Genomic DNA, 26919 nt, shown 5'->3' with positions numbered 1-26919 from the left:
TTATCCATTTAGTTAAAGTTATCCATCTGTGGCGATGCGGTGAAAAAGGGGATGCAGGATGTCGCAACCGACGCAAAAACTTCACCTGAGTGCGCTGATTGCTCTGGTGGTGGGATCGATGATCGGCGGCGGGATTTTTTCCTTGCCGCAAAACATGGCAGCGCGTGCCGATGCCGGGGCGATCTTGATTGGTTGGGCGATCACCGCTGTGGGCATGCTGACCCTGGCCTTCGTGTTCCAGACCCTGGCCAATCGCAAACCTGAACTGGACTCCGGGGTGTACGCCTACGCCAAGGCCGGGTTCGGCGATTACATGGGATTCTCATCGGCCTGGGGCTACTGGATCAGCGCCTGGCTGGGCAACGTCGGTTATTTCGTGTTGCTGTTCAGCACCCTCGGTTATTTCTTTCCGGTGTTCGGCCAGGGCAACACGCCGATCGCCATCGGCTGCGCCTCGGTGCTGCTGTGGGCCGTGCATTTTCTGGTGATGCGCGGGATCAAGGAGGCGACCTTCATCAACCAGCTGACCACCGTGGCCAAGATCGTGCCGCTGATCATGTTCATCGTGATCGCCGCAGTGGGCTTCAAGGCAGACATCTTCACCCGTGACATCTGGGGCCGTAGCAACCCGAATTTTGGCGGCGTTATGGACCAGGTGCGCAACATGATGCTGGTCACCGTATTCGTGTTCATCGGCATTGAAGGCGCCAGTGTGTACTCGGCGCGAGCGGCGAAACGCTCGGACGTCGGTCGGGCGACGGTCATCGGTTTTCTCGGCGTGTTGGCCTTGCTGGTGCTGGTGAACGTGTTGTCCCTGGGGATCATGAGCCAGCCCGAATTGGCCACCTTGCAGAACCCGTCGCTGGCGGCGGTGCTGGAGCACATCGTCGGCCCTTGGGGCGCGTTGCTGATCAGCATCGGCCTGGCGATTTCGCTGCTCGGTGCGTTGTTGTCCTGGGCGCTGCTCTGCGCTGAAATCCTCTTCGCCACGGCCAAAGACAAAACTATGCCAGCCTTCCTGACCAAGGAAAACGCCAACCAAGTGCCGGTCAATGCGTTGTGGCTGACCAACGTGATGATTCAGATTTTCCTGTTGATCACGCTGTTTTCCGCCGGGACGTACACCAGCCTGATCTACCTCGCGTCGTCGATGATTCTGGTGCCGTATCTGTGGTCGGCAGCGTACGCGGTGCTGTTGAGCGGACGCGGCGAAACCTACGAGCACGCGTCGGCCGAGCGGACCAAGGACCTGATGATCGGCGGCATCGCCCTGGGTTACGCGGTGTGGTTGTTGTATGCGGGAGGGGTGAAGTACTTGCTGCTGTCGGCGCTGTTGTACGCGCCGGGGGTGATCTTGTTTGCCAAGGCAAAACACGAACAAGGGAAACCTTTGTTTACTCATATCGAGAAAGGAATTTTCACCTGCGTCATCAGCGGCGCAGGGCTGGCGGCCTACGGGTTGTACAGCGGGTTACTGTCGTTGTGAGGTTGTTGCTGGCGTATCAACCACCTTATGACTGGCCGGCGATGCTGGGTTTTTTGTCGGCGCGGGCTGTGGCCGGAATGGAAACAGTGGTCGATGGCGTTTACTCGCGCAGCATCGGGTTGAACGGTGTACACGGCAGGTTTTCGATCAGGCCGGTGGCGGGCGATGCGCTGGAAGTGACGCTGGATTTTCCTGATCCGACGGCCGTGCCGCAGATCGTCACGCGTCTGCGGCGGATGTTTGACCTGGATGCGGATTTGCCTGCGATCCATCGGCAGTTGGCGGGTGATCCGTTGATGGAACGGTTGATGGCCGAACGTCCAGGGCTGCGGGTGCCGGGCGCGTGGGATGGGTTGGAGTTGGCGATTCGAGCGGTGCTCGGCCAACAGATTACCGTGGGCGCGGCGATCAAGCTGGCGGGGAAACTGGTGGCGCAGTATGGGCAGCCCTTGCAGCCGCCGATGCCGGAATTGACTCATGTGTTTCCTGATGCAGCGGTGTTGGCGGTAGCGGATCTGGCGACGTTGGGGATGCCGAAAAGTCGTGGGCGTACCTTGTCCGGCGTGGCTCAGGCGCTGCTGGATGATCCCTTGCTGTTTGAGCCGGGACGGGAGGGCGGCGTGGCGCGGTTGCTGGCGTTGCACGGGATTGGCGACTGGACGGCGCAGTACATTGCGTTGCGCCAGTTGCGGGAGATGGATGCGTTTCCGAGTGGCGATGTGGGGTTGATCAATGCGCTGGCGGCGCTGGAGGGTGGGCCGGTGACCGCGCGGGATTTGTTGAGGCGGGCTGAGGCTTGGCGACCTTGGCGAGGGTATGCGGCGCAGCATTTGTGGACATCGCTGAATCGACTTGACTGACTCGATCCAAGATTTTCAGTGACTTTTCGGGCCTCTTCGCGAGCAAGCCCGCTCCCACATTGGATCGGTGTCGATCACGGAACCTGTAGGAGTGAGCCTGCTCGCGATAGCGATTTGACAGTCACCACCACTGCGCGCGATGCGAACCCAGTTCCGAGGCCGGAAGCGCCCACTGCAACGGCGTCCCGGTGATTTTCAGCGGCACATGAAGCCGATGCGCCGGCCCCCAAGGCGTCTGCTCAACCACTATCCCTTGATCGTTTTCATCTTCTGCCCGAAGCGCTTCTTCCGTCTCGGCACCTTGTTCAATCAACAACTTCGCCGTGCGCGCCAACGACAACCGGGCCGACCCACCACGCCCCAACAACATGATCGCCGCAGCCGCCATCAAATACCCGGTCGCATGATCAAGCGCCTGAACCGGCAGCGGTGTCGGCTTGTCCGTTTTCTTCCACTGCATCCCCGCGTCGGCAATCCCGCTGCTCATCTGCACCAGGCTGTCGAAGCCGCGGCGGTTCTGCCACGGGCCGCTCCAACCGTAGGCGTTGAGGCACACGTCAATCAGGCCCGGCGCCAGTTTTTGGCGCTCGGCGACACCGTAACCCAACTTTTCCAGCGCATCGGAGCGGTAGCCGTGGAGCACGATATCGGCGTCCTTGAGCAGGCTTTCGAACACGGCGCGATCTTCGTTGTTGTGCAGGTCAAGCCGCGCACAACGTTTGCCCAACGTGACTTCCGGTACCACACCGGGTTCGTTCCAGGTCGGCGGGTCGATGCGTAAAACAGCGGCACCGAGGCCGGCGAGAAAACGGCTGGCAACGGGGCCAGCGAGCACGCGCGTGAGGTCCAGCACCTTGATCCCGGCCAGCGGTTGCGCCACTGAACCTTTCCACGATTTTGGCTGTTGAGGGGGGGCGGTGCTGAACTGAATCAACGGTTCGGCGGTCACCGCCAATCCTTGGGGATGCGCCTGCCATTGCGCCCAGTTACGCATCTCGGCGGCGCACCCACCGGCCTCGATCACGGCCTGTTCCAGATCGGTTTTAGCCCATTGCGCAACCTTGCTCGCCATCGCCGCACGGTCGGCACAGGCGCCGAGCACGCTTTCGGCGGCGGCGCGGTGATGCGGTGCGTTGGTGTGCAAACGGATCCAGCCGTCCTGGGTCGCGTAGTCACCGGCCACCGGGTCCCACAGCGGTGGCACGCTCCAGCCCACAGGGCGAATTGAGGTGGCGAACCAGAAAGAGGCCAGGCGGCGGTCGACTTCAAGGCTGGGTAAACGACCGGTGTGTTGCTGCAACCATTCGCTGACTGCCTGGCCGGCAGCGGCGATGCTGGCGCAGGCCAGGTCAGTCACGGCAAACGCCGAGGGCAGGGCGCCGCTCGACGTAAAAGGAATCGGCGTGTGAGGTAAGCCGAGTGCGGCTTGAATGGACGTGAGTAAACCAGTCATCGAAGGCCCTCCGGAGCGAGAGCCCGAGCATAGATCAAAACACTGCCCGCCCGGATGAAAATCCCCCTGTGGGAGCGGGCTTGCTCGCGAAGGGGCCATCAGCTTCAATATCAATGTTGACTGATACACCGCTTTCGCGAGCAAGCCCGCTCCCACAGGGGGGTTGCGGTGTGTCAGTTACACCCGGAACTGATCCATCAATTTCATCTGGTGGGTGGTCAGGGAGTTGAGTTGGCTGCTGATCTGCGCCGATTCGGTGGCCTGGCCGGTCAGGGTTTCGGTGACGGTACGGATCGCCGAGACGTTGCGGTTGACCTCTTCGGCCACCGCGCTTTGCTGTTCGGCAGCGCTGGCGATTTGCAGGTTCATGTCGCTGATCACGGTGACCGCGTCGCTGATTTTGCTCAACGCCTGCACCGCTTGCTGGATCTGCCCGGCGTTGCTGTGGGCCTGGGTCTGGCTCGAATGCATGGTGGCGACCACGCCGCGGGTGCCGGTCTGGATGCGCTCGATCACGATGCGGATTTCTTCCACCGAATCCTGAGTGCGTTTGGCCAGGTTGCGCACTTCATCGGCCACCACCGCAAAACCACGACCGCTCTCGCCGGCACGTGCGGCTTCGATGGCCGCGTTGAGGGCCAGCAGATTGGTCTGTTCGGCGATGCTGCGGATCACTTCCAGTACCGAGCCGATTTGCTCGCTGTTGACCGCCAGCGCTTCGACTTCGGTCACGGCCTTGCTGACTTCGTCGGCCAGTTGATTGATGTCGCGGGTGCTGCGTTCGATGATCGACATGCCGTCGCGAGCCGATTGATCGGCACCTTTAGCGGCATTGGCGGCATTTGACGCGCTGTTGGCGACGTCGTGGGCGGTGGCGCTCATTTCGTTGGAGGCGGTGGCGACCTGGTCGATTTCGCGGAACTGCACCTGCATGCCTTCGCTGGTCTGACGGGCGATTTCCGAAGACTGGTCGGCGGTGCCACGGGCGTCGGTGATGCTTTGTTTGATCTGCGCGATGGTCGGTTGCAGCTTGTCGAGGAAACGGTTGAACCAGCTGACCAGTTCACCCAGTTCGTCCTTCTTGCTGTAGTGCAGACGCTGCGTCAGGTCGCCGTCGCCGCTGGCAATTGCCTTGAGCATTTCGGCAACGCTGTTGATCGGCCGGGTCACGCCCGAGGCGGTGAGCCAGATCAGCAAAAGACCGACCAGGCCGGCCGCGACAGCCACCAGCACCGCTTTGATCGTGCCGCTTTGCTGGGCTTCATCGAGTACCGCTTGCAGTTTGACCGAATCGGCCAGCAGCACGTGTTTGGGCAGGTCGATCACTACGCCCCAGGCTTTGGAGTCGGCAATCGGACTGACCGGGTACACCGCACGGATCAAGTCGCCTTGTTCGAGAATCTTCGGTGCGCCGCCGCTGAGCAATTGCAGGACTTCCTTGCCATCCGCGCCCAGCGTGTCGCCGATGCTTTTGCCGACCTTGCTCGCGTCAACGCTGTAACCGGCGAGCACGCCGCTGCCGGAGACGATCAGCATGTGCCCGGCGTTGTTGAACAGATCACGCTGGGAATCGACAGCGGCTGCCTGCAGAGCGTCGAGCGCGATGTCGACACCGACCACGCCGATGGATTTACCGTCCACCAGAAGCGGTACGGAAATGGTGGTCATCAGCATTTCCTTGCCGCCGACGGTGTCGGCATACGGGTCCAGCAAGCAAGTGCGCTTGCTGTCGCGAGGGCAGGTGTACCAGCTGTTGTAAGGCGTACCGCTGAGGCTCAAGGTGGTTTTGGTCATGTCGTCTTCGACCATGACCGTGTTGATCCCGGCACCACCGGCGCGGCTCCAGTAACTGGCGAAACGACCGGCTTCGTTGGACTGGCGAGCCGCGTCATTGGTGAACTCGCTGTCCTTGCCGTCGAGGCCATTGGGCTCGAACGCCAGCCAGATCCCTAGCACCTTGCTGTTGCGCTCGAAAGCGGTTTTCAGGCTCTGGTTCAGCTCTTCACGCAGGACACCGGCCTCAAGCGAGCGCTTGGCGGCCAGGGTGCGCATGTCCTTGATCTGGTCCGCCAGGGCAGTTACCACCAGCAAACTTTCACCGAAGGTCTTCTGCACCCGCACCGCTTGTTCGGCGGCCTTGGCCTCAAGCAGGTCCTGCACGCTGGCGGTGAGCATCTTGCTGCTGGCGGCGCTGACCAGTTCATCGTTCTGATTGGTCTGGTGGAAGTTCATGCTGACGATCAGCACGACCACGCCCAGCAGGCACAGGCCGGACAGCAAGACGATTTTCAGGCGGATGGAGAGAGAGTCGAACATAGGGCGAACTCGCGAAGGGATGAAGTGTTGGCTGTGAGTCGAGGTCGACCCGGTTCGCCAAATCCATTCAGCGCCATTCACTGCACATCGGCGTGGGGCGAGGATGCATGATGGTGGCTCCGACGAACGGTCATGGTTAAACGTTTGCGCGGGAAAATTTGCCGCAAAGCGGATTAAAACGGGGAAAAATCGTGTTGGAATCAGGAGGGTCGCGACAGTGATTCCGGTCGCGACCAGATCCACAGATTACCCAGGCTCATGCCCGCAATGGCCAGGTAGATCGGCCAGCCATGATCGAGCATCACCAGCATCAACCCGGCACACAGCAGCATGCTCACGGTGGCACTGACCTTGGCTCGACGCGCGATGATTTTGCCGTTGCGCCAGTTGCAGAGGATCGGCCCGAACAGCCGATGGTTTTCCAGCCAGGCACTCAGGCGCGGCGAACTCTTGGTCGCGGCCCAGGCGGCGAGCAGGATGAACTCGGTGGTCGGCAGGCCGGGGATGACGATGGCGATCAGACCGATGCCCAGGCTGACATAGGCCAGCAGGCCGAAGAGGAGGCGGACGAGTGTTGAAGTGTGGCTCATAGGGTCTACGGTTGATTTGTAGGAGCGAGGCTTGCCCGCGAAGAAAGCGCCGCGGATTTTCAGACAGACCGCGTTATCGTTCTTCGCGGGCAAGCCTCGCTCCTACGAAAAGCATGTCAGGCGAGTTCTGTGGTGTAAGCCTGTTCCAGCAACACGGTGAAGCGGTTGAATGCATCGACAGCCGCTTGCTCGATTTCAGCTTCTTCCTGAGCGCTGAACGCCAACGAGTCCAGGGTTTTGACGAAGCTTTTCCAGCCTTCTGCGCGGCCGCCGGCCGGTTCGCCGAGGTGGCGGGCGCCAAACGTTTCGCTCAGGCCCAGACCGACAGCACGCTTGATCAGGAACGCTGCGCCGAGCTTCGAACCTTCGGAAACGAACAGCCAACCCAGCGCTTCGGCTTTGCTCGGGTTACTCACCGCGCCAGCCACCGGTGCCGGCACTTCAGTGTCCAGATCCGCCAGGTCAGCCTTGGCCGCTTCGGCCCGGCAACGCGCCGACAAGTCCGGGATCACACCCGTCAGCTCGGCATCGTTGTACAGCGACACCAGTTCCGACTGGAACAGATACTGCGCCACCACGAAACGGGCGAAATTGGCCTGGGTTTCGAACGGGGCGTGAGCTTTTACCAAGGCATCGAGTTTGGTGTGAGGCTCGTTGGTGATCTGGTTCAAGCGTTGCGAACGCAGAGCAGGGCGTTGAGCAGTGTCCTGAGTGGTCATGAGAAATCCTTGAGAAAAAGAGGCGCTTGGTAACGAGACGAATTAGAAGGTGCAGGACAGTAAAAAAACCTCACTGCACCACTTCTATAAAAGCGGCGCAGTGAAGTGATCAGGGTCAGATATCCCAGACCAGATTGATCGCGAAGTTGCGGCCCGGTTGGGTCAGGCGATCGAGGTTGGCCGGTTGCGTCACCGAGGCCTCGCCGACGCTGTCGTAACCGCGCACGTCATCCCACTGCCAGTATTTCTTGTTGGTCAGGTTGTACAGGCCGGCGTTGACGGTCACGTCGTCGGTCACCTTGTAGAAACCGGCCAGGTCGAGCACGCCATAACCCGGTGTCTTGAACTGGGTGCTGGTGCCGTCCGGGGTTTTGAAGCTGGTGCTGTCGACGCGGGTCTTGCGTTTGACCAGGGTCCAGCTCAACAGCGCGCCGTAGTTATCCTGGTCGTAGCCGAGGCCGAACACGCCGGTCAACGGGTTGATGCTGTTCAGCGGCTGACCGTTGTCATCGTTGCGGCCGTAGAGGTAGGCCACCGAGCCTTGGGTATAGAGGCCGGTCGGGGCGCCGAAACTGTCGAGGTTCAGGCGACCCTTGAGCTCCACGCCTTTGATGGTGGCGTGGGCAATGTTATTGCTCTGGAATGTGGTTTCGGTGTAGCCGGGGGTGATGGCGTTCTCGTCGATAAAGTCGCGGTATTTGTTGTAGAACACCGCCACATCGAACGTGCCTGCGTCGAATTGACCGCGCAGGCCGGTTTCATAGCTCTTGCTCTTTTCCGGTTCCAGGTCCGGATTGGGCGCGACCTGATAGCCGCCCGCCAGGTTTTCGAAACGACCATACAAAGCCTTGGCGGTCGGCGTGCGGAAGCCTTCGGCGTATTGGCCGTACCAGGTGTAGTTGTCGTTGAAGCTGTAAGTGGTGCCGAATTTTGGCGACAGACGATGCCAGGTTTTAGTGCTGTCGCTCACCACGCCGTTGCCGCTCTGGTCGGCGGTGGCCAGGAACTCGTCGGTGATGTGCGGCTTGAGTTCGGTGTAGTCGTAGCGCGCGCCGGGCAGGAAGGTCCAGTTGCCCCAGCTGATCTGATCCTGGGCGAACAGGCTGTAGCTGTTGATGGTCGGGTCCGGGAAGTCGCTGGCCGGTTTCAGGGTGTCGGCGGCACTCGGCGCACCGATGACCCGGCAAGCACCGGCCACCGTCAGGCAAGTGCCGCTGCCGGTACGCAGGCCGGTGACTTTGTCCTGCTTGATGGTGGTGCCATAGGTGACAAGGTGATCGGTGTCGGCGATGGCGAACGACTTGTCAGCCTGGGCATCGAACACCCATTGGCGATCCTTGTAATTGGTATCACGGTTACGCAACACGGTACGCGACGGCGCGTAGATTTCTTCGGTGCTCTGGTCGGTCTTGGCGATCTGGTAGTTCAGCGACCACTTGATGTTGTCGGCCAGCAGACTGTCCAGGCCAAAGCTGTGCTCCAGGCCGAAGCGTTCGCGGGTGACCGTGTCGTTGCCGGTGCGGGATTTATAGAAGCCGAAACCGCGTCCCGCGTTGAACGGGCCGCCGACTGCGCTCAATTGATTGGTGTCGCGGTCGTCCTTGTAGTGCTCGTAGGTCAGGCCGAAGCGTGCGTCGGCGGCATAGTCCCAGCCCAGTTTGGCCAGCACGTTGGTGGTGCGCACGTCCTCGGGGTTGGCTTCGGTGCGGTTCAGGCCGATGCCGCCGGTTTCGCCGTAGGATTCGGTTTCATGACCGTTGCGTTGGCTCAGGTGCAGCAAGCCGTCGAAGTCGCCGGTGCGACCGGCGACCGTGCCGGAGGTCAGCCAGCTGTCATCCGCCGAGCTGTAACCGGTTTTCAGACGTGCGCCGACGTCCTTGCCCGGTTTGATGATGTCGTCCGGGTCCAGCGTGTAGTAGCTGACCGCGCCGCCGATGGCGTTGCTGCCGTAAAGCACCGACGCCGGGCCACGCAGGATTTCCACGCGTTTGACGATCTCGGGGTCGACGTAGTTGCGGTTGGTCTGGGCGTAGGGGCCGTTGAAGAAACTGTCGGGCACTTGCACGCCGTCGATCTGGGTCAGGACGCGGTCACCGTCGATGCCGCGGATGTTGTAACCCGTGAGACCCGAACGCTGGCCCGCGCCGCCCACCGATACGCCCGGTTCGTAGCGCACCAGATCCTTGATGTTATTGACGTTGTTGCGGTCCAGGTCTTCGCGGGTCTGGACCGTTACCGTGCTCGGCACGCTGCTCACGTCCTGTTCATTACGGGTGGCGCTGATGGTCACCTGATCCAGGTTGAGCGCGTTACTGTTGCTGCGCTTTTCCAGCACGATGTTGTTACTGCCCAGTTTGCGATAGCTCAGGTTGGTCCCCACCAACAGGCGATCGAGGGCTTTTTCCGGCGGCAACGAACCGCGCACACCCGGCGAGGCCACACCGTCCGCCAGTTCGGCGGGCAAGCCGACTTGCCAGCCTGTCACCGCCGTAAAGGCATTCAGTGCCGAGACCAGCGACTGCTGCGGGATGGCAAACGAGTAATCGCCCATGTTGCGGGTCGGCTGCCCGGCGGCAGTGGCGGCCATCAGCGGTGCGCTGCCGGCCATCAGGATGGCGGCCGTCAGCAGCGACAACACGCGGGAAGGTAAAGAGGACTGGCGGGTATGGCGAGAGGACATCGATAGCGCTCCGTGTCGCACGAATCTTTATAGGTGCTGATTGGCATGTCGAGATGCGAATCAATTGCATTGGCTATAACGAGACGAACGAGCTTCAGCTATCGAGTAAAAATAATTCTCATTTAGTTCAAGATCACCATAGCGGGGAATTCCTGAAGGCGTGCCGAGGTGATGTGAGCCAGGGAGCGGACCACGTCCAGCGGTTGGTCGAGCCGGTAATTGCCGGTCACGGCGACGTCGGCCAGCTGCTCGTTGTTGTTGATGATCCAGCCCGGATAATAACGGCGCAGTTCCGCCAGCACCTGGCTCAGCGGGCAGTTCTCGAACACCAGTCGGCCCTGGACCCACGCCAGGTCCGTGGCAGCATCGAGCTTGGCCGGGCGGTCGAAACCGTTGGGGCCGATGCGGATGCTTTCGCCGGCAGACAGTCGCACCCGGGCATCGTCGCGGGTGGCCCGCAGATCGACATCGCCACGCTGCACCCGAACCTGTGCCACGCCATCCAGATAGCGCACGGCAAACGCGGTATCGCGCACGCTGGCCTTGACCGGTCCGGCATCGATTTCCAGTGGCTGGCCGCGATTGGCCGGCACCTCGAAAAAAGCCTCGCCCTGATACAGCCGGGCCACGCGCTGTTGATCGTTGATGGTGCTGGAAAACGCCGAGTTGGTATTGAGCAGGACTTTCGAGCCGTCCTCCAGTTGCAGGCGCTGGCGTTCACCGACCACGGTCAAGTGATCGGCCTGGAGGCGCATCGGCAGGTTGCTGAAACTGAACAAACCGAGGATCAGCACGGCAGCCGTGGCGAGCGGTTTCCAGTGCGGACGCAGGCGCGACAGGACCGTCACTTTCGTCGGCCGGGCGGCCAGGCTTTTTGCGCATTGCACCACTTGCGGACCATCCCAGATCGCCTGAGCCTTGGTGAACGCTTGGGCATGCAACGGATCGGCGGCCAGCCAGTCATGAAACTGTCGGGTCTGTTCCTCGCTCGGACTGCCCAGCACGATCAGCCAGTCCAGAGCCTGGTCCATCGCGCTTGCGGCATCCTGCGCCGGGGAGGGCGGAGGGGGGGCGGGGGGAGGCACTGAAAGCGTGTCCGTCACGGTGTTTCCTCGGCAGTGTCTGTGCACGGCTGTTTTATGAGTGAAGCTTGAAAGTGGGCAAGGTTAGCAAAGCCCGAGGGTCAGCGCAGTCGATCCCGGCAGGTAGAGAGTAAACCTACAGACTCAATCGCCGTTTAACCGTTCGGCAACGCCGATGCAGATCGCCATGATCAGCTTCAGTTCTTTCTGCACGGTACTCAAAGAGACGTTGAGCTTTTCGGCGATCTCCAGATAACTGTGCCCGTGCAGCCGGCTGAGGATGAAAATCTGCTGCTGCCGATGGCTGAGTTCACTGAGGCTCACGTTCAAACGCTCCAGCAATTGTTCGGCATGGGCAGCATCCTCGGCACTGCTGGCGGGGGCGGCAACGCTTTCCACCACGTCCAGTGGCACGTCGTCGAGCATCGTGCGCGACTGAATGCGCCGCGCGCGCAAATGGTCCAGCGCCAGGTTGCGGGCGGTCTGGAAAACGAAGGGTTCAAGGTGATCGATGGCCCGTTCACTGAGCGCCCGGGTCACTCGCAGGTAGGTCTCCTGTAAGAGGTCCTCGGCGGTGCTGTGATTGTTGACCATCCGCTCCAGCGTGCGCAGCAGAGAAACTCGCTGGGCGATGAAGACGTGATTGAAGCGAGATTGACTCACGGGAGAACCTGATCCATTTCGAGCGAATGATAATGCTTATCATCCGCTCGAGTGGTCAAGTGCTGATTTGTGAGTTACCTGTAATGCACATCAAACCCTGTGGGAGCGAGCTTGCTCCGGGCGGCGTTCCGACGATAGCGGTGTATCAGCAAACATCAACGTCGACTGAAACGCCCTCATCGCGAGCAAGCTCGCTCCCACAGGGAATGTGCCACACGGTCTCGGGTCACTCTGCGTTGCACAGCGCCAGGCAGTTATCGAGCATGCGGTTGGAGAAGCCCCACTCGTTGTCGTACCAGGCCAGTACCTTGAGCAGCTTGCCGCTGGACTTGGTGTGGTTGGCGTCGAAGATCGATGACAGCGGGTTGTGGTTGAAGTCGCTGGAGACCAGCGGCAGGGTGTTGTAGCCGAGAATTTTCGAATGCTGGCTGGCTTCTTTGAGCAGCGCGTTCACTTCATCGGCCGACGCTTCGCGCTTGAGCTGCACGGTCAGGTCCACCAGCGACACATTGATCACCGGAACACGCACCGCCATGCCGGTCAGTTTGCCTGCCAGTTCCGGTAGCACCAGGCCGACCGCTTCAGCGGCGCCGGTCTTGCTCGGGATCATGTTCTGGGTGGCCGAGCGGGCGCGGTACGGGTCGGTGTGGTAGACGTCGGTCAGGTTCTGGTCGTTGGTGTAGGCGTGGATCGTGGTCATCAGACCGCTTTCGATCCCCAGTTCGCGGTGCAGCACTTGAGCCACCGGGGCCAGGCAGTTGGTGGTGCACGACGCGTTGGAAATGATCTGGTGCGATTGGCGCAGAATGTCGTGGTTAACCCCGTAAACCACGGTGGCGTCGGCGCCTTTGGCTGGGGCCGAAATAATCACTTTGCGCGCGCCGGCCGTAATATGCGCGGCGGCTTTGGCACGGTCGGTGAACAGACCGGTGCATTCGAACACGACATCAATCTTTTCCGCGGCCCAGGGTAGCTCGGCCGGGTTGCGAATGGCGCTGACGGCGATACGGTCGCCGTTGACGGTCAGGCTTTCCTGATCGTGCTGGACATCGGCGTCGAACGTGCCGTGAACAGTGTCGTACTTGAGCAGATGAGCGTTCATCGCGCTGTCGCCCAGGTCATTGATGGCAACGATCTGCAAGTCTTGGCGATAGCCTTGGGTATACAGTGCGCGGAGGACGTTACGGCCAATTCGGCCAAAACCATTGATTGCGATTCGAAGAGTCATTTAACAGGGTCGCCGTCGTTTTGTTGTTGGAATTACAAGATTATTCGCATAAAAATAGAAAACAAGCCTTTTTAATGGCAATATTTTGTTCAATCTACAACGAGTGACCTGAATCAACTGGTCCGACCGATCAAGAAAACCGTCTGTCATCCCATCGACACCGGCGCTTGCTCAGCATAGACAATCAGGTCGCCACATCCGTTAGCCTGGAGTTCTACACATGCATCCCCGCGTAATTGAGGTCACCGAACGGCTTATCGCCCGCAGCCGTGCAACCCGCGAGGCTTACCTTGCGCTCATTCGCGGTGCAGCCAGCGACGGTCCGATGCGCGGCAAGCTGCAATGCGCCAACTTCGCCCACGGTGTGGCCGGTTGCGGCACCGAAGACAAGAACAGCCTGCGGATGATGAACTCCGCCAACATTGCGATTGTTTCGTCATATAACGACATGCTCTCGGCGCATCAGCCGTACGAAGTCTTCCCTGAACAGATCAAAAAAGCCCTGCGCGAGATCGGCTCTGTCGGCCAGTTCGCCGGCGGCACTCCTGCGATGTGCGATGGGGTGACCCAGGGCGAGCCGGGCATGGAACTGAGCCTGCCAAGCCGCGAAGTGATCGCGCTGTCCACCGCCGTGGCACTTTCCCACAACATGTTCGATGGCGCGCTGATGCTCGGCATCTGCGACAAGATCGTGCCGGGCCTGATGATGGGCGCGTTGCGCTTCGGTCATCTGCCGATGATCTTCGTACCGGGTGGACCGATGGTCTCCGGCATTTCCAACAAGCAGAAAGCCGATGTGCGCCAGCGCTATGCCGAAGGCAAGGCCAGCCGCGAGGAGCTGCTGGAATCGGAAATGAATTCCTACCACAGCCCCGGCACCTGCACTTTTTACGGCACCGCCAACACCAACCAGCTGCTGATGGAAGTCATGGGTCTGCACTTGCCGGGCTCTTCTTTCGTCAACCCGAACACCCCGCTGCGCGATGCCCTGACCCGCGAAGCGGCGCATCAGGTCACGCGCCTGACCAAGCAAAATGGCAACTTCATGCCGATCGGTGAAATCGTCGATGAGCGTTCGCTGGTCAACTCTATCGTGGCGCTGAACGCGACTGGCGGCTCGACCAACCACACCCTGCACATGCCGGCCATCGCGATGGCTGCCGGTATTCAACTGACCTGGCAGGACATGGCCGACCTCTCCGAAGTCGTGCCGACCCTGAGCCACGTCTACCCGAACGGCAAAGCCGACATCAACCACTTCCAGGCGGCGGGCGGCATGTCGTTCCTGATCCGCGAACTGCTGGAAGCCGGCTTGCTGCACGAAAACGTCAACACCGTGCTCGGCCATGGCCTGAGCCGTTACACCCAGGAACCGTTCCTCGATAACGGCGAACTGGTCTGGCGCGAAGGCGTGACCGACAGCCTCGATGAAACCATCCTGCGCCCGGTTTCGCGTGCGTTTTCGCCAGAAGGCGGACTGCGCGTAATGGAAGGCAATCTCGGTCGCGGTGTGATGAAAGTCTCCGCCGTCGCTTTGGAAAACCAGATCGTCGAAGCGCCGGCGATGGTGTTCCAGGATCAGCAGGATTTGGCCGATGCGTTCAAGGCCGGTTTGCTGGAGAAGGATTTTGTTGCGGTGATGCGCTTCCAGGGTCCGCGTTCCAATGGCATGCCGGAACTGCACAAGATGACGCCGTTCCTCGGCGTGCTGCAGGATCGCGGCTTCAAAGTGGCGCTGGTGACTGACGGGCGCATGTCCGGCGCGTCGGGGAAAATCCCGGCGGCGATTCATGTCAGTCCCGAAGCTTATGTCGGCGGCGCTCTTGCGCGGGTGCAAGAGGGCGATATCATCCGCGTCGATGGCGTCAAAGGCACCCTGGAGCTTAAGGTGGACGCCGAAGAATTCGCAGCGCGCACCCCGGCCAAGGGCTTGTTGGGCAATAACATTGGCAGCGGGCGCGAACTGTTTGGTTTCATGCGCATGGCCTTCAGCTCCGCAGAGCAGGGCGCCAGCGCCTTTACTTCTGCCCTGGAGACGCTTAATTGAAACTGGCTTTGGTCGGTGACATCGGTGGGACCAACGCACGTTTCGCGTTGTGGAAAAACCAGCAGCTGGAAGCGATCCAGGTGCTGGCAACAGCCGACCACGCCAGCCCGGAAGAGGCGATTGCCCTCTACCTGAGCGGGCTTGGCCTGGCGTTGGGTTCGATCGGCTCGGTGTGCCTGTCGGTGGCCGGCCCGGTGAGCGGTGACGAATTCAAGTTCACCAACAACCACTGGCGGCTCAGCCGCAAGGGTTTCTGCAAGACCTTGCAGGTCGAACAATTGTTGCTGGTCAATGATTTCTCGGCGATGGCGCTGGGCATGACCCGTTTGCAGCCGGACGAGTTTCGGGTGGTCTGCGAAGGCACGCCGGAACCGTTGCGCCCTGCCGTGGTGATCGGTCCGGGCACAGGCCTGGGTGTTGGCACGTTGCTGGACCTGGGCGAAGGCCGTTTCGCCGCATTGCCGGGGGAGGGCGGTCACGTCGATTTGCCCTTGAGCAGCCCGCGTGAAACGCAACTGTGGCAACACATCTTCAATGAGATCGGGCATGTCAGCGCTGAAACCGCGTTGAGCGGCAGCGGTTTGCCTCGGGTCTACCGGGCGATTTGTGCGGTGGACGGCCATGAGCCGGTGCTCGATACCCCGGAGTCGATTACCGCTGCCGGTCTGGCCGGCGATCCGATTGCGCTGGAAGTGCTGGAGCAGTTTTGCTGCTGGCTCGGCCGTGTGGCTGGCAATAACGTGCTGACCACAGGTGGACGCGGTGGCGTGTACATCGTCGGCGGGGTGATTCCACGGTTTGCCGATTTCTTCGTCGAAAGCGGTTTCGCCCGATGCTTCGTCGACAAAGGCTGCATGAGCGATTACTTCAAAGGCATCCCCGTGTGGCTGGTGACGGCGCCGTATTCTGGCCTTGTTGGCGCGGGTGTGGCTCTCGATCAGGCTTAAGACCGAGTCGACTCATTCGCGGGCAAGCCTCGCTCCTACAAGGTCCGCGTAAATCCTGTAGGAGCGTGGCTTGCCCGCGAAGAGGCCGGAACAGACAACATAGATTTACGCACGATCAGGCATAATCCGCCCAATTCCAACAACAAGGACGCCGCCCCGTGAGCTCAGTCAGGTCGATTTTGTTGGTCGATGACGATCAAGAGATACGCGAGTTGCTGGACACCTACCTGACCCGCGCCGGTTTCCAGGTCCGTACCACGCCCGATGGCGCAGGCTTTCGCCAAGCGATGAATGAAGCGCCGAGCGATCTGGTGATCCTCGACGTGATGCTGCCGGACGAAGACGGTTTCAGCCTCTGCCGCTGGATTCGCCAGCACCCGCGCCAGGCGCAGGTGCCGATCATCATGCTCACCGCCAGCTCCGACGAGGCCGACCGCGTTATCGGCCTGGAGCTGGGCGCCGACGATTACCTCGGCAAACCCTTCAGCCCCCGTGAATTGCAGGCACGCATCAAGGCCCTTTTGCGCCGCGCCCAGTTCGGTCAGGAGCGCTCCGGCGGTGAAGTGCTGGCGTTCGACGACTGGCGGCTGGACATGGTCAGTCACCGGTTGTTCCACATCGACGGTGAAGAAGTGATTCTCTCAGGCGCCGATTTTGCGCTGCTGAAACTGTTTCTCGATCATCCTCAGGAAATCCTCGATCGCGACACCATCGGCAACGCCACCCGAGGCCGCGATTTGATGCCGCTTGATCGCATCGTCGACATGGCGGTCAGCCGTTTGCGTCAGCGTCTGCGCGATACCGAAAAGCCGCCGCGACTGATCCGTACCGTGCGCGGCAGCGGCTACCAACTGGCAGCCAATGTGGTTGCCAGCAATGGCCACTGAGTTTTTCCGCACGCTCGCCGCTCGCGTGCCGGTGCCGCGTTCGCTGCTCGGGCGCATGTTGCTGCTGACTCTGTTGGCCGTGTTGTTCGCGCAGACGTTGTCGAGCGTGATCTGGGTGTCGCAACTGCGCGCCACCCAGCTCGAAGGCCTGGTCACCAGTGCCCGCAGCCTCGCCCATTCGATGACGGCCAGCGTCAGTTACTTTCGCTCGCTGCCGGTCGCATTTCGTCCATTGGTGCTCGATCAATTGCGCAGCATGGGCGGCACCCGTTTCGTGGTGACGCTCAACGACAAGCCCTTGGGCATGGAAGTGCTGCCTATCACCCCGCGCAAGGAAGCCGTGCTCAAGGCGGTGGACCAGGTGTTGCGCGAGTCTCTCGGCCAAGACACGGATATTTCGGTGACCTTCGTCAGCCCCGAAGACCTGCGGATCTTCAACAGCGGGCTGAAACTCGATGAATTGCCGCGCTCATGGGCGCATTACGCGCTCACCCTGGAGCCGGTGAACCCGCCCGTGCTGGTCACGCAAATCCAAATGGCGCCGGGCGAGTGGCTGTACATCGCCTCGCTCTTGCCCGAGCCTTACACCAGTCTTGAAGAGCAAGGCCTGCCGGCGCAGCAAGTCTGGTTCATCGTCCTCACCAGCGGTTTCTTGCTGTTGTTCATCGGCCTGCTGGTGCACTGGCAGAGCCGTCCGCTCAAGCGTTTGGCGCGGGCGGCGCGGGACATGTCTCTCGGTGCCGAAGTCGAGCCGATGGCCGAGGGCGGCGGCAGTGAAGTGGTCGAAGTGGGCCGCGCCTTCAATGCGATGCGCGAACGCATCAGCCGCTACCTGACCGAGCGCAGCCAGTTGTTCAGCGCCATCTCCCACGACTTGCGCACGCCGATCACCCGGCTGCGGCTGCGGGTCGAATTGCTCGAAGACGAACAGCTGCAAGCCAAGTTCGGCCGCGATCTGGATGAATTGGAGCTGCTGGTCAAAGGCGCGCTGCAATGCGTGAAAGACACTGACATCCACGAAAACATCGAGCCGGTGGACCTCAATCATGTGCTCGACTGTCTGGTGGAGCCGTATCTGGCGCCCAACGGCAATGGTCGTGTGACTCAGCAGGGCCGGGCGCTGGCGGCGTACCCGGGCAAACCGCTGGCGCTCAAGCGTTGCATCGGCAACCTGATCGACAACGCGTTGAAGTATGGGCAGAACGCACATTTGCATATCGATGACGACGAGAGCGCCTTCATCCTGCATGTCGATGATGAAGGGCCGGGCGTGCCGGAGCAGCGGATGGAGCAGGTGTTCGAGCCGCACTTCCGGCTGGCCGGGCAGCAGCAGGGTTATGGCTTGGGCCTGGGGATTGCGCGCAACATTGCGCACAGCCATGGCGGTGAGGTCAGCCTGCAAAACCTGCGTGAAGGCGGGTTGCGTGTGACGTTGCAGTTGCCGCGTAGTGTTGATTAGCTGTGGCGAGGGGATTTATCCCCGTTGGAGTGCGAAGCGCTCCCAAAACAGTCACCGCGGTTTACCTGAAGAAAAGAGGTGGCAGTTTTTTACGACTGCTTCGCAGCCGAACGGGGATAAATCCCCTCACCACAGGTCATCACTCGCCACAGAATCGGGGTGAATGTCACAATCCAGTGACATAACTCGCCCCCTTCGTTACAAGCCCGCCCCCGCCCGTTGTTTAGACTGCCCCCAGTCATAACAACAAAAAAGGCACCCCATGGACACCTTCCAACCTGCTTTCAGCAGTTGGCTCAACGCACCTGCCCACCAGCAATGGCTCGCCGCCGAAGGCTTGCGCCTGCTGGCGTTTGCCAAGGCTTCAAAGCTTGCCGAAGGCTTCGGCAATCTCGACGAAAAGGGCCGCCTGGCGGCCAACGCCCAAGCCGAAACCATGAACACCGCACGCATGACCCACAGCTTCGCCATGGCGCACATCCAGGGCTTGCCGGGTTTTGCCGAGCTGGTCGATCACGGCATAAAAGCGCTCAGCGGCCCGTTACGCGATGCCGAACACGGTGGCTGGTTTGCAGTCGCCCATCATCGCGACGGCAACACCGGTAAGGCCGCTTACCTGCATGCCTTCGTTGCGCTGGCCGCCAGTTCCGCAGTGGTCGCCCGGCGCCCTGGTGCACAAGCGTTGCTCGACGATGCGATAAATATCATCGACACGCACTTCTGGAGCGAGGAGGAGGGTGCCATGCGCGAATCCTTTGATCGCGACTGGAGCGGCGAAGAAGCCTACCGCGGCGCCAACAGCAACATGCACGCCACCGAAGCCTTTCTCGCCTTGGCCGATGTCACCGAAGACAACCGCTGGCTGTGCCGCGCTCAACGCATCGTTGAACGAGTGATTCATGTTCACGCTGCCGCCAACGATTACCTGGTGGTCGAGCATTTCGATCGCGACTGGCAACCGCTGCGCGAGTACAACCATGACAACCCGGCCGACGGCTTCCGCCCCTACGGCACCACGCCAGGTCACGGTTTCGAATGGGCGCGGCTGTTGCTGCACCTCGAAGCCGCGCGGGTTCAGGCCGGGATGCTCACGCCGGGTTGGCTGGCCACCGACGCGCAGAAACTCTTCGATCACAATTGCCGTCACGGCTGGGATGTCGACGGGCTGCCCGGGATTGTCTACACCCTGGACTGGGATAATCGAGCGGTGGTTCGTCATCGCTTGCACTGGACCCATTGCGAAGCCAGCGCTGCCGCCAGCGCGCTGCTTAAACGCACGGGCGACGAGCAATACGAAACCTGGTACCGACTGTTCTGGGAATTCTGTGACAGTCATTTCATCGACCGCTGCGATGGCAGTTGGCACCATGAACTCGATCCGCAAAACCGCCCGAGCGCCGATATCTGGGCCGGCAAACCCGATCTGTATCACGCTTGGCAAGCCGTTCTGATTCCGCGCCTGCCGTTGGCTCCGAGCATGGCGACTGCCTTGGGGCAGAAGTCCCAGAGCGCTCCTGTGTAACCATGTGGTGACATTTAAGCGTCCCTTCGTTACCTGCGAGGGGATAACTCCTGTTTAAAATCCTATGCAGCGCAAGCACCAGACTTGCATGCATAACAACAAGAAAGGTAATTCTAGATGAATGCGATTTCTCGCCTCGCTACTGTCATTTCTCTTGCCTCATTGCTCCCTGTTTCTGCATTCCCTGTCAGTGCGCTTGCCGCCGATTCCAAAGGTTCGGTAGAAGTCGTTCACTGGTGGACCTCTGGTGGCGAAAAAGCTGCCGTCGATGTCCTCAAGGCCCAAGTCGAAAAAGACGGTTTCACCTGGAAGGACGGTGCAGTCGCCGGTGGTGGCGGTGCTACGGCCATGACCGTACTCAAAAGCCGCGCCGTTGCCGGTAACCCGCCGGGCGTAGCGCAGATCAAAGGCCCGGACATTCAGGAATGGGCGTCTACCGGTCTGCTCGACACCGACGTCTTGAAAGACGCTGCCAAAACAGAGAAGTGGGACAGCCTGCTCGACAAGAAAGTCTCCGATACCGTGAAGTATGAGGGTGACTACGTGGCCGTGCCGGTGAACATTCACCGCGTCAACTGGCTGTGGATCAACCCGGAAGTCTTCAAGAAAGCCGGCATCGAGAAAGCGCCAACCACCCTTGAGGAATTCTACGCAGCCGGTGACAAGCTCAAGGCAGCGGGCTTCATTGCCCTTGCCCACGGCGGCCAGCCTTGGCAGGACAGCACCGTGTTCGAAGCGGTGGTCCTTTCGGTCATGGGCGTCGACGGCTACAAGAAAGCTCTGGTAGACCTGGACAACGCTGCACTGACCGGTCCTGAAATGGTCAAGGCGCTGACCGAACTGAAGAAAGTCGCGACCTACATGGACGCCGACGGCAAGGGCCAGGACTGGAACCTGGAAGCGGCCAAGGTCATCAACGGCAAGGCCGGCATGCAGATCATGGGTGACTGGGCCAAGAGCGAGTGGACAGCGGCCAAGAAAGTCGCTGGCAAGGACTACGAGTGCGTAGCCTTCCCGGGCACCGACAAGGCCTTCACCTACAACATCGACTCCCTGGCCGTGTTCAAGCAGAAAGACAAGGGCACTGCTGCCGCTCAGCAGGACATTGCCAAGGTCGTGCTGGGTGAGAACTTCCAGAAAGTCTTCAGCATCAACAAGGGCTCGATTCCGGTTCGAATCGACATGCTGAGCGACATGGGCAAGTACGGTTTCGACTCCTGCGCCCAGACCGCTGCCAAGGACTTCCTGGCGGACGCCAAGTCCGGCGGCCTGCAACCGAGCATGGCGCACAACATGGCGACCACGTTGGCGGTGCAAGGCGCGTTCTTTGATGTGGTGACCAACTTCATCAACGATCCGAAAGCCGATCCTGCGACTGCCGCCAAGCAACTGGGCACTGCCGTCAAAGCTGCCAAGTAACCGTTAGCCGCGCAGGCCCCTGTGGGAGCGGGCTTGCTCGCGAAAGCGGTGTGTCAGGTAACAGATGTATCAACTGACACGACGCCCTCGCGGGCAAGCTCGCTCCCACAAGGGAAAGCGCTTGTAATCCTTTTCTCTTCGTACGGGATTTCCCCATGAGTTCTGTTGCTGTGTTCAGCAAGGCCTCGCCGTTCGATGCACTGCAGCGCTGGCTCCCCAAACTGGTGCTGGCGCCCAGCATGTTCATCGTCCTGGTGGGCTTCTATGGCTATATCCTGTGGACGTTCATCCTGTCGTTCACCACGTCGACCTTCCTGCCGACTTACAAATGGGCGGGTCTGGCACAGTACCAGCGGCTGTTCGACAACGACCGTTGGTGGGTAGCGAGCAAGAACCTGGCGGTTTTCGGCGGCATGTTCATCGGCATCACCCTGGTGATCGGTGTGCTGCTGGCAGTGTTTCTTGATCAGCGTATTCGTCGCGAAGGTTTCATTCGCACCATTTACCTGTACCCGATGGCGCTCTCGATGATCGTCACCGGTACTGCCTGGAAGTGGCTGCTCAACCCGGGCATGGGCCTGGACAAATTGCTACGTGACTGGGGCTGGGAAGGCTTTCGTCTGGACTGGCTGATCGACCCGGATCGCGTCGTGTATTGCCTGGTAATCGCTGCGGTATGGCAAGCCTCGGGCTTCATCATGGCGATGTTTCTCGCTGGTTTGCGTGGCGTTGATCAATCGATCATCCGTGCCGCCCAGATCGATGGCGCGAGCATGCCGCGCATTTACCTGAAAGTGGTGTTGCCCAGCCTGCGCCCGGTGTTCTTCAGCGCAGTCATGATCCTGGCCCACATCGCGATCAAGAGTTTCGACCTGGTGGCGGCAATGACCGCCGGCGGACCGGGTTACTCCTCCGACTTGCCCGCGATGTTCATGTATTCCTTCACCTTCAGCCGCGGCCAGATGGGCATGGGCTCGGCCAGTGCGATTCTGATGCTCGGTGCGATTCTCGCAATCATCGTGCCTTACCTGTACTCCGAGCTGAGGACCAAGCGTCATGACTAGTTTCGCTGCCAAACCTTCCATCAGCCTGAGTCGCATCGCGATCTATGGCGTGCTGATCCTTGCGGTATTCCTTTACCTGATACCGCTGGTGGTCATGCTGTTGACCAGTTTCAAGACCCCGGAAGACATCAACTCCGGCAACCTTTTGAGCTGGCCGACCGTGGTCAGCGGCATTGGCTGGGTCAAGGCCTGGGGCACGGTCGACGGGTATTTCTGGAACTCGATCAAGATCACTGTCCCGGCCGTGATGATCTCCACCGCCATCGGTGCGCTGAACGGCTACGTGCTGTCGATGTGGCGCTTCCGTGGCTCGCAGTTGTTCTTCGGTTTGCTGCTGTTCGGTTGCTTCCTGCCGTTCCAGACCGTCCTGCTGCCGGCCTCGTTCACCCTCGGCAAGATGGGCCTGGCCAGCACCACCACGGGCCTGGTGTTCGTGCACGTGGTCTACGGCCTGGCGTTCACCACGCTGTTCTTCCGTAACTACTACGTCAGCGTTCCCGATGCGCTGGTGAAGGCGGCGCGTCTCGATGGCGCCGGTTTCTTCACCATCTTCCGCTTGATCATCCTGCCGATGTCCACCCCGATCATCATGGTCTGCCTGATCTGGCAGTTCACCCAGATCTGGAACGACTTCCTGTTCGGCGTGGTGTTCTCCAGCGGTGATTCGCAACCCATTACGGTGGCGTTGAACAACTTGGTCAACACCAGTACCGGGGCCAAGGAATACAACGTTGATATGGCGGCGGCGATGATCGCCGGGCTGCCGACCCTGCTGGTCTATGTGGTCGCAGGCAAGTATTTCGTGCGCGGGCTGACGGCCGGCGCAGTCAAGGGGTAATCATGGCTACGCTCGAACTTCGCAATGTAAACAAGACCTATGGCCCCGGCCTGCCGGACACCCTCAAGAACATCGAACTGTCGATCAAGGACGGTGAGTTCCTGATTCTTGTCGGGCCTTCGGGTTGCGGCAAGTCGACCCTGATGAATTGCATCGCCGGCCTTGAGACCATCACCGGCGGCGCGATCATGATCGGTGATCAGGACGTCAGCGGCATGAGCCCCAAAGACCGCGACATCGCCATGGTGTTCCAGTCCTACGCGCTGTACCCGACCATGAGCGTGCGCGAGAACATCGCCTTTGGCTTGACGATCCGCAAAATGCCCGCCGCCGACATCGAAGCGGAAGTGGCGCGGGTGTCCAAGCTGCTGCAGATCGAACACCTGCTCAACCGCAAACCCGGCCAGCTCTCCGGTGGTCAGCAACAGCGCGTGGCCATGGGCCGTGCCCTGGCGCGTCGGCCGAAGATTTACCTGTTCGACGAACCGCTGTCCAACCTCGACGCCAAGCTGCGTGTCGAGATGCGCACCGAAATGAAACTGATGCACCAGCGCCTGAAAACCACCACGGTCTACGTGACCCACGACCAGATCGAAGCGATGACCCTGGGCGACAAAGTGGCGGTGATGAAGGACGGGATCATCCAGCAGTTTGGTACGCCGAAAGACATCTACAACAACCCGGCCAACCTGTTCGTGGCGAGCTTCATCGGCTCGCCGCCGATGAACTTCATCCCCCTGCGTTTGCAGCGCAAGGACGGCCGTCTGGTGGCACTGCTCGACAGTGGTCAGGCGCGCTGCGAATTGCCAATGGGCATGCAGGACGCCGGCCTTGAAGACCGCGAAGTGATCCTCGGCCTGCGCCCGGAACAGATCGTGCTGGCGAACGGCGAGCCCAATGGTTTGCCGACCATTCGCGCCGAAGTCCAGGTCACCGAACCGACCGGGCCCGACACCTTGGTGTTCGTCAATCTCAATGAAACCAAAGTCTGTTGCCGCCTGGCACCGGACGTCGCGCCCAACGTGGGCGAGACCCTGACCCTGCAATTCGATCCATCGAAAGTGCTGTTGTTTGATGCCAAGACCGGTGAACGCCTGGGGGTGGCCGGTCAGCCTAAAACCGAGACTCACAGCGCCAACGTCACCCAATTCAAAAGCCGCTGAAGATAAAAAACTGTAGGAGCCAGGCTTGCCGGCGAAGGCGATTTCAGGGACGCCTTCGCCGGCAAGCCTGGCTCCTACAGGGGGGGATATGCGGTGAGCGGCCTGTCGCTCTCCGCACCTGATGTAACCGCGTTAAATAAAAACAGTTAATAACAATAAAACGAGGATGTAGGGATGAAGAAGAAGAACAACGCTCAGCTTATCTGCCAGTTGTCAGCCGTTGCGGCCATGATGCTGGCCGGTAGTGTGCAAGCGGCTGACGCGTTCAGCGCCGATTCCGAATGGATGACCGGTGATTGGGGGGGCGAGCGGACCAAGCTGATCGAGCAGGGCATCGACATCAAGATGGACTATGTCGGTGAAGTGGGCGGCAACCTCCACGGTGGCTACAACAACGACAAGACCGCGCGTTACGCCGACCAGTTTGGTCTGGGCGTGGCGCTGGACCTGCAAAAGCTTTGGGGCTGGGATAACACCCAGGCCAAGGTCCAGTTCACCAACCGTAACGGCGAAAACATCTCCAATGACCGTGTCGGCGACCCGCGTGCCGGCACCTTGAGTTCCTCCCAGGAAGTCTACGGCCGTGGCCACATGGTCCGTCTGACCCAGTTGTGGATCAAGCACCAGTTCCTCGACGGCAAACTGGACGTCAAAGCCGGTTACTTCGGCGAAGGCGAAGACTTCAACACCTTCCCTTGCGAGTTCCAGAACCTGGCGTTCTGCGGTTCCCAAGCGGGTAACTGGGCCACCAACATCTGGTACAACTGGCCGGTCATGCAGGCTGCGGTCCGCGTGAAGTACAACATCTCGCCTGAGTTCTATGCGCAGATCGGCGCGTACAACCAGAACCCGTCGCAACTGGAGCACGGCAACGGCTTCAAGCTCAGCGGCAGTGGCACCAAGGGCACCGTCTTGCCGGTCGAACTGGTCTGGTTGCCTAACCCTGGCAACCTGCCGGGCGAATACCGTGTCGGTTACTACAAAAGCACGGCCAATGCCGATGACGTCCGTAAGGATGCCGATGGCAATGATGCAGCAACCAGCGGTAATGCCTATCGCAGCCACGATAGCAAGCACGGTTACTGGTTCGTGGCGCAGCAACAACTCACCAGCCACAACGGTGACGCGTCCCGCGGTCTGAACATCGCAGCCAACGCGACGTTCCACGACAAGGACACCAACTTCGTCGACAACTACCAGTCGCTGATGCTGGTGTACAAGGGCCCGTTCGATGCACGTCCGAAGGATGACTTCGGTATCGGTGCCGCCCGTATCCATGTCAACGATGACGTGAAGAAAAACTCAGAGCTGGTCAACGCCTCCAACAATGTCACTGACTATCAGGACCCGCTGTTCGCGCCGCTGCGTAACACTGAGTACAACTACGAGATCAACTACGGCTTCCACGTTACCAACTGGCTGACCGTGCGTCCTAACCTGCAATACATCACTCACCCGGGCGGTGTCGATGAAGTCGATAACGCGCTGGTCGCCGGCCTGAAAATTCAGTCGGTGTTCTAACGCTGTTGCGATAAGCTCCTCTCTATGTGCGCATTTCTGCGGACAGCCTTGGCTGTCCGCTTTTTTTTGGGGCGGCGCACCCCGGGTGATTTTCAGGACCGTGGCACATGCATGAGCATCCGCTACAACGCTTCTTCAAATCCTTGCGCGAACGTCCGGTGTTTGCGTGGGAGCGCTATCAGAAGCGCGATGTGCTGGTGATCGACCATCCGCTGTGTCAGGCGGTGTTCAGTCGGCAGGGCGCGCAGTTGCTGCACTTCCAGCCAAAGGGCCAGAAACCCTGGCTCTGGTGCGCAGCGAAGTGGCCGCAAGTCGGCGCGATTCGTGGCGGCGTGCCGGTGTGCTGGCCGTGGTATGGCCGTCATCCGAGCGAAAATGCCTGGCCTTCCCATGGCTGGGCGCGGTTGATCGACTGGAAGCTGCTCGACAGCAGCCATGACGACGATGGGGTGCGGCTGCATTGGCAGCTTCAACTCTGCGACTGGCAAGTGGACTTGCACGCACACCTTGGCGAACGCATGGATCTGCGCCTGAGCACTGAGCATCAGGACAGCCTGCCGTGCCAATTAAGTCAGGCGTTGCATGCCTATTGGCGTATTGGTGATGTCGGTGAGATAGCGCTGTCTGGGCTCGACGGTGCGCAGGGTTACGACCAGTTGAACCGTCAGGTTTGCCAGCAGGAAGGCGAGTTGAGGGTCGACGGTGGCTGTCAGCGGGTGTTCCAGCATGACGGGGAATTGCAGCTCAAGGACCATGCCTGGCAGCGGGAATTGTGTATTGATACCGGTGACCATGCGGACACGGTGGTCTGGCATCCCGGCTCGCGGCCGTTGCTGGGGGTGAGTTGGAACGAGATTTCGGAGTTTGTGTGTGTCGAGGCGGCGAGTGGCGGGACGGACAGTTTGAGCCTGGCGCCGGGGCAGAAGGCTCATTTGAGTTTGCAAGCGAGGGTTGGCGCTTAGCTCGCGGTGTTGC

20 protein-coding genes and 2 pseudogenes are annotated in these 26919 nt (G+C 60.5%); 13 read left to right on the top strand and 9 right to left on the bottom strand.

Annotated elements, in window-relative coordinates; translation table 11 throughout:
- Positions 1-58: 58 nt before the first annotated feature.
- Positions 59-1486, top strand: coding sequence for an arginine-ornithine antiporter (gene arcD / locus ACYZTM_RS08195; RefSeq protein ID WP_461988053.1), 1428 nt, complete (start codon positions 59-61; stop codon positions 1484-1486).
- Positions 1483-2346, top strand: a complete 864-nt coding sequence (locus tag ACYZTM_RS08190; protein ID WP_131059783.1) for a DNA-3-methyladenine glycosylase family protein — start codon at positions 1483-1485, stop codon at positions 2344-2346. The genes arcD and ACYZTM_RS08190 overlap by 4 nt, the downstream gene beginning before the upstream one ends.
- 121 nt (positions 2347-2467) lie before the next feature.
- On the opposite strand, the gene ACYZTM_RS08185 is transcribed toward ACYZTM_RS08190, so the two are convergent.
- The 9 genes and pseudogenes from ACYZTM_RS08185 to gap all read right to left on the bottom strand — a co-directional run bounded on the left by ACYZTM_RS08185 (position 2468) and on the right by gap (position 13077).
- Positions 2468-3799 carry a CoA transferase gene (locus ACYZTM_RS08185; protein ID WP_461988050.1) on the bottom strand — a complete coding sequence of 444 codons (1332 nt, stop codon included), beginning with the start codon at positions 3797-3799 and terminating at the stop codon, positions 2468-2470.
- A 177-nt stretch (positions 3800-3976) separates the two neighbouring features.
- A pseudogene (locus tag ACYZTM_RS08180) lies at positions 3977-4504 on the bottom strand (methyl-accepting chemotaxis protein); the annotation flags it as partial.
- A gap of 330 nt (positions 4505-4834) precedes the next feature.
- Positions 4835-5851: pseudogene (locus ACYZTM_RS08175) on the bottom strand (methyl-accepting chemotaxis protein); the annotation flags it as partial.
- A gap of 464 nt (positions 5852-6315) precedes the next feature.
- Positions 6316-6705, bottom strand: a complete 390-nt coding sequence (locus ACYZTM_RS08170; RefSeq protein ID WP_461988048.1) for a YbaN family protein — start codon at positions 6703-6705, stop codon at positions 6316-6318.
- Between the two features lie 116 nt (positions 6706-6821).
- On the bottom strand, positions 6822-7424 hold the full coding sequence (locus ACYZTM_RS08165; RefSeq protein ID WP_461988046.1) for a biliverdin-producing heme oxygenase: 603 nt from the start codon (positions 7422-7424) through the stop codon (positions 6822-6824).
- Positions 7425-7539: 115 nt separating this feature from the next.
- Positions 7540-10104: a TonB-dependent receptor gene (locus tag ACYZTM_RS08160; RefSeq protein WP_131059778.1), complete on the bottom strand. Its 2565-nt coding sequence runs from the start codon at positions 10102-10104 to the stop codon at positions 7540-7542.
- Positions 10105-10226: 122 nt separating this feature from the next.
- Entirely contained in the window at positions 10227-11135 is a 909-nt protein-coding gene (locus ACYZTM_RS08155) for a FecR family protein (RefSeq protein ID WP_461988043.1), read from the bottom strand.
- Positions 11136-11330: 195 nt separating this feature from the next.
- The gene (locus ACYZTM_RS08150) at positions 11331-11849 is read right to left on the bottom strand and encodes an RNA polymerase sigma factor (RefSeq protein WP_109634254.1); all 519 of its coding nucleotides are present in this window, start codon (positions 11847-11849) and stop codon (positions 11331-11333) included.
- A gap of 226 nt (positions 11850-12075) precedes the next feature.
- The gene (gap, locus tag ACYZTM_RS08145; RefSeq protein WP_010457403.1) at positions 12076-13077 is read right to left on the bottom strand and encodes a type I glyceraldehyde-3-phosphate dehydrogenase; all 1002 of its coding nucleotides are present in this window, start codon (positions 13075-13077) and stop codon (positions 12076-12078) included.
- Between the two features lie 220 nt (positions 13078-13297).
- Here gap and edd point away from each other — a divergent pair, with 220 nt between their 5' ends.
- From edd to ACYZTM_RS08090, 11 genes are all read left to right on the top strand, one after another.
- Positions 13298-15124, top strand: coding sequence for a phosphogluconate dehydratase (gene edd, locus ACYZTM_RS08140; protein WP_461988040.1), 1827 nt, complete (start codon positions 13298-13300; stop codon positions 15122-15124).
- The gene (locus ACYZTM_RS08135; protein ID WP_461988038.1) at positions 15121-16071 is read left to right on the top strand and encodes a glucokinase; all 951 of its coding nucleotides are present in this window, start codon (positions 15121-15123) and stop codon (positions 16069-16071) included. The genes edd and ACYZTM_RS08135 overlap by 4 nt, the downstream gene beginning before the upstream one ends.
- A gap of 158 nt (positions 16072-16229) precedes the next feature.
- The gene (locus ACYZTM_RS08130) at positions 16230-16958 is read left to right on the top strand and encodes a response regulator (RefSeq protein ID WP_131059773.1); all 729 of its coding nucleotides are present in this window, start codon (positions 16230-16232) and stop codon (positions 16956-16958) included.
- A complete protein-coding gene (locus ACYZTM_RS08125; RefSeq protein ID WP_461988036.1) occupies positions 16948-18417 on the top strand; it encodes an ATP-binding protein in 1470 nt (489 codons plus the stop codon). The genes ACYZTM_RS08130 and ACYZTM_RS08125 overlap by 11 nt, the downstream gene beginning before the upstream one ends.
- Before the next feature lie 262 nt (positions 18418-18679).
- Positions 18680-19939, top strand: coding sequence for a D-mannose isomerase (locus tag ACYZTM_RS08120; protein ID WP_131059771.1), 1260 nt, complete (start codon positions 18680-18682; stop codon positions 19937-19939).
- Positions 19940-20056: 117 nt separating this feature from the next.
- Positions 20057-21358 (top strand): ABC transporter substrate-binding protein, encoded by a 1302-nt coding sequence (locus tag ACYZTM_RS08115; protein ID WP_131059770.1) that lies wholly within the window; start codon positions 20057-20059, stop codon positions 21356-21358.
- A 155-nt stretch (positions 21359-21513) separates the two neighbouring features.
- Positions 21514-22422, top strand: a complete 909-nt coding sequence (locus ACYZTM_RS08110) for a carbohydrate ABC transporter permease (protein WP_010457390.1) — start codon at positions 21514-21516, stop codon at positions 22420-22422.
- Positions 22415-23260 carry a carbohydrate ABC transporter permease gene (locus ACYZTM_RS08105; RefSeq protein WP_033056821.1) on the top strand — a complete coding sequence of 282 codons (846 nt, stop codon included), beginning with the start codon at positions 22415-22417 and terminating at the stop codon, positions 23258-23260. Before ACYZTM_RS08110 ends, ACYZTM_RS08105 begins: the two co-directional genes overlap by 8 nt.
- A 2-nt stretch (positions 23261-23262) precedes the next feature.
- Positions 23263-24423, top strand: a complete 1161-nt coding sequence (locus ACYZTM_RS08100; protein WP_461988033.1) for an ABC transporter ATP-binding protein — start codon at positions 23263-23265, stop codon at positions 24421-24423.
- Positions 24424-24597: 174 nt separating this feature from the next.
- On the top strand, positions 24598-25944 hold the full coding sequence (locus ACYZTM_RS08095; protein ID WP_131059768.1) for a carbohydrate porin: 1347 nt from the start codon (positions 24598-24600) through the stop codon (positions 25942-25944).
- 107 nt (positions 25945-26051) lie between these two features.
- Positions 26052-26906, top strand: a complete 855-nt coding sequence (locus tag ACYZTM_RS08090) for a D-hexose-6-phosphate mutarotase (protein ID WP_131059767.1) — start codon at positions 26052-26054, stop codon at positions 26904-26906.
- Positions 26907-26919: the final 13 nt, after the last annotated feature.

The sequence above is a fragment of the Pseudomonas sp. MDT2-39-1 genome, from assembly GCF_054898085.1.
The sequence above is the reverse complement of the archived record's forward strand: the minus strand, read 5'-3'. Positions and strand labels throughout refer to the sequence as shown.

Bases quoted from the DNA above. Each gene is read 5' to 3' on its own strand.
- arcD (WP_461988053.1), top strand. From the start codon at position 59: ATGTCGCAACCGACGCAAAAACTTCACCTGAGTGCGCTGATTGCTCTG.
- ACYZTM_RS08185 (WP_461988050.1), bottom strand. From the start codon at position 3,799: ATGACTGGTTTACTCACGTCCATTCAAGCCGCACTCGGCTTACCTCAC.
- ACYZTM_RS08170 (WP_461988048.1), bottom strand. From the start codon at position 6,705: ATGAGCCACACTTCAACACTCGTCCGCCTCCTCTTCGGCCTGCTGGCC.
- ACYZTM_RS08165 (WP_461988046.1), bottom strand. From the start codon at position 7,424: ATGACCACTCAGGACACTGCTCAACGCCCTGCTCTGCGTTCGCAACGC.
- ACYZTM_RS08160 (WP_131059778.1), bottom strand. From the start codon at position 10,104: ATGTCCTCTCGCCATACCCGCCAGTCCTCTTTACCTTCCCGCGTGTTG.
- ACYZTM_RS08155 (WP_461988043.1), bottom strand. From the start codon at position 11,135: ATGGACCAGGCTCTGGACTGGCTGATCGTGCTGGGCAGTCCGAGCGAG.
- gap (WP_010457403.1), bottom strand. From the start codon at position 13,077: ATGACTCTTCGAATCGCAATCAATGGTTTTGGCCGAATTGGCCGTAAC.
- edd (WP_461988040.1), top strand. From the start codon at position 13,298: ATGCATCCCCGCGTAATTGAGGTCACCGAACGGCTTATCGCCCGCAGC.
- ACYZTM_RS08125 (WP_461988036.1), top strand. From the start codon at position 16,948: ATGGCCACTGAGTTTTTCCGCACGCTCGCCGCTCGCGTGCCGGTGCCG.
- ACYZTM_RS08120 (WP_131059771.1), top strand. From the start codon at position 18,680: ATGGACACCTTCCAACCTGCTTTCAGCAGTTGGCTCAACGCACCTGCC.
- ACYZTM_RS08115 (WP_131059770.1), top strand. From the start codon at position 20,057: ATGAATGCGATTTCTCGCCTCGCTACTGTCATTTCTCTTGCCTCATTG.
- ACYZTM_RS08110 (WP_010457390.1), top strand. From the start codon at position 21,514: ATGAGTTCTGTTGCTGTGTTCAGCAAGGCCTCGCCGTTCGATGCACTG.
- ACYZTM_RS08105 (WP_033056821.1), top strand. From the start codon at position 22,415: ATGACTAGTTTCGCTGCCAAACCTTCCATCAGCCTGAGTCGCATCGCG.
- ACYZTM_RS08100 (WP_461988033.1), top strand. From the start codon at position 23,263: ATGGCTACGCTCGAACTTCGCAATGTAAACAAGACCTATGGCCCCGGC.
- ACYZTM_RS08095 (WP_131059768.1), top strand. From the start codon at position 24,598: ATGAAGAAGAAGAACAACGCTCAGCTTATCTGCCAGTTGTCAGCCGTT.
- ACYZTM_RS08090 (WP_131059767.1), top strand. From the start codon at position 26,052: ATGCATGAGCATCCGCTACAACGCTTCTTCAAATCCTTGCGCGAACGT.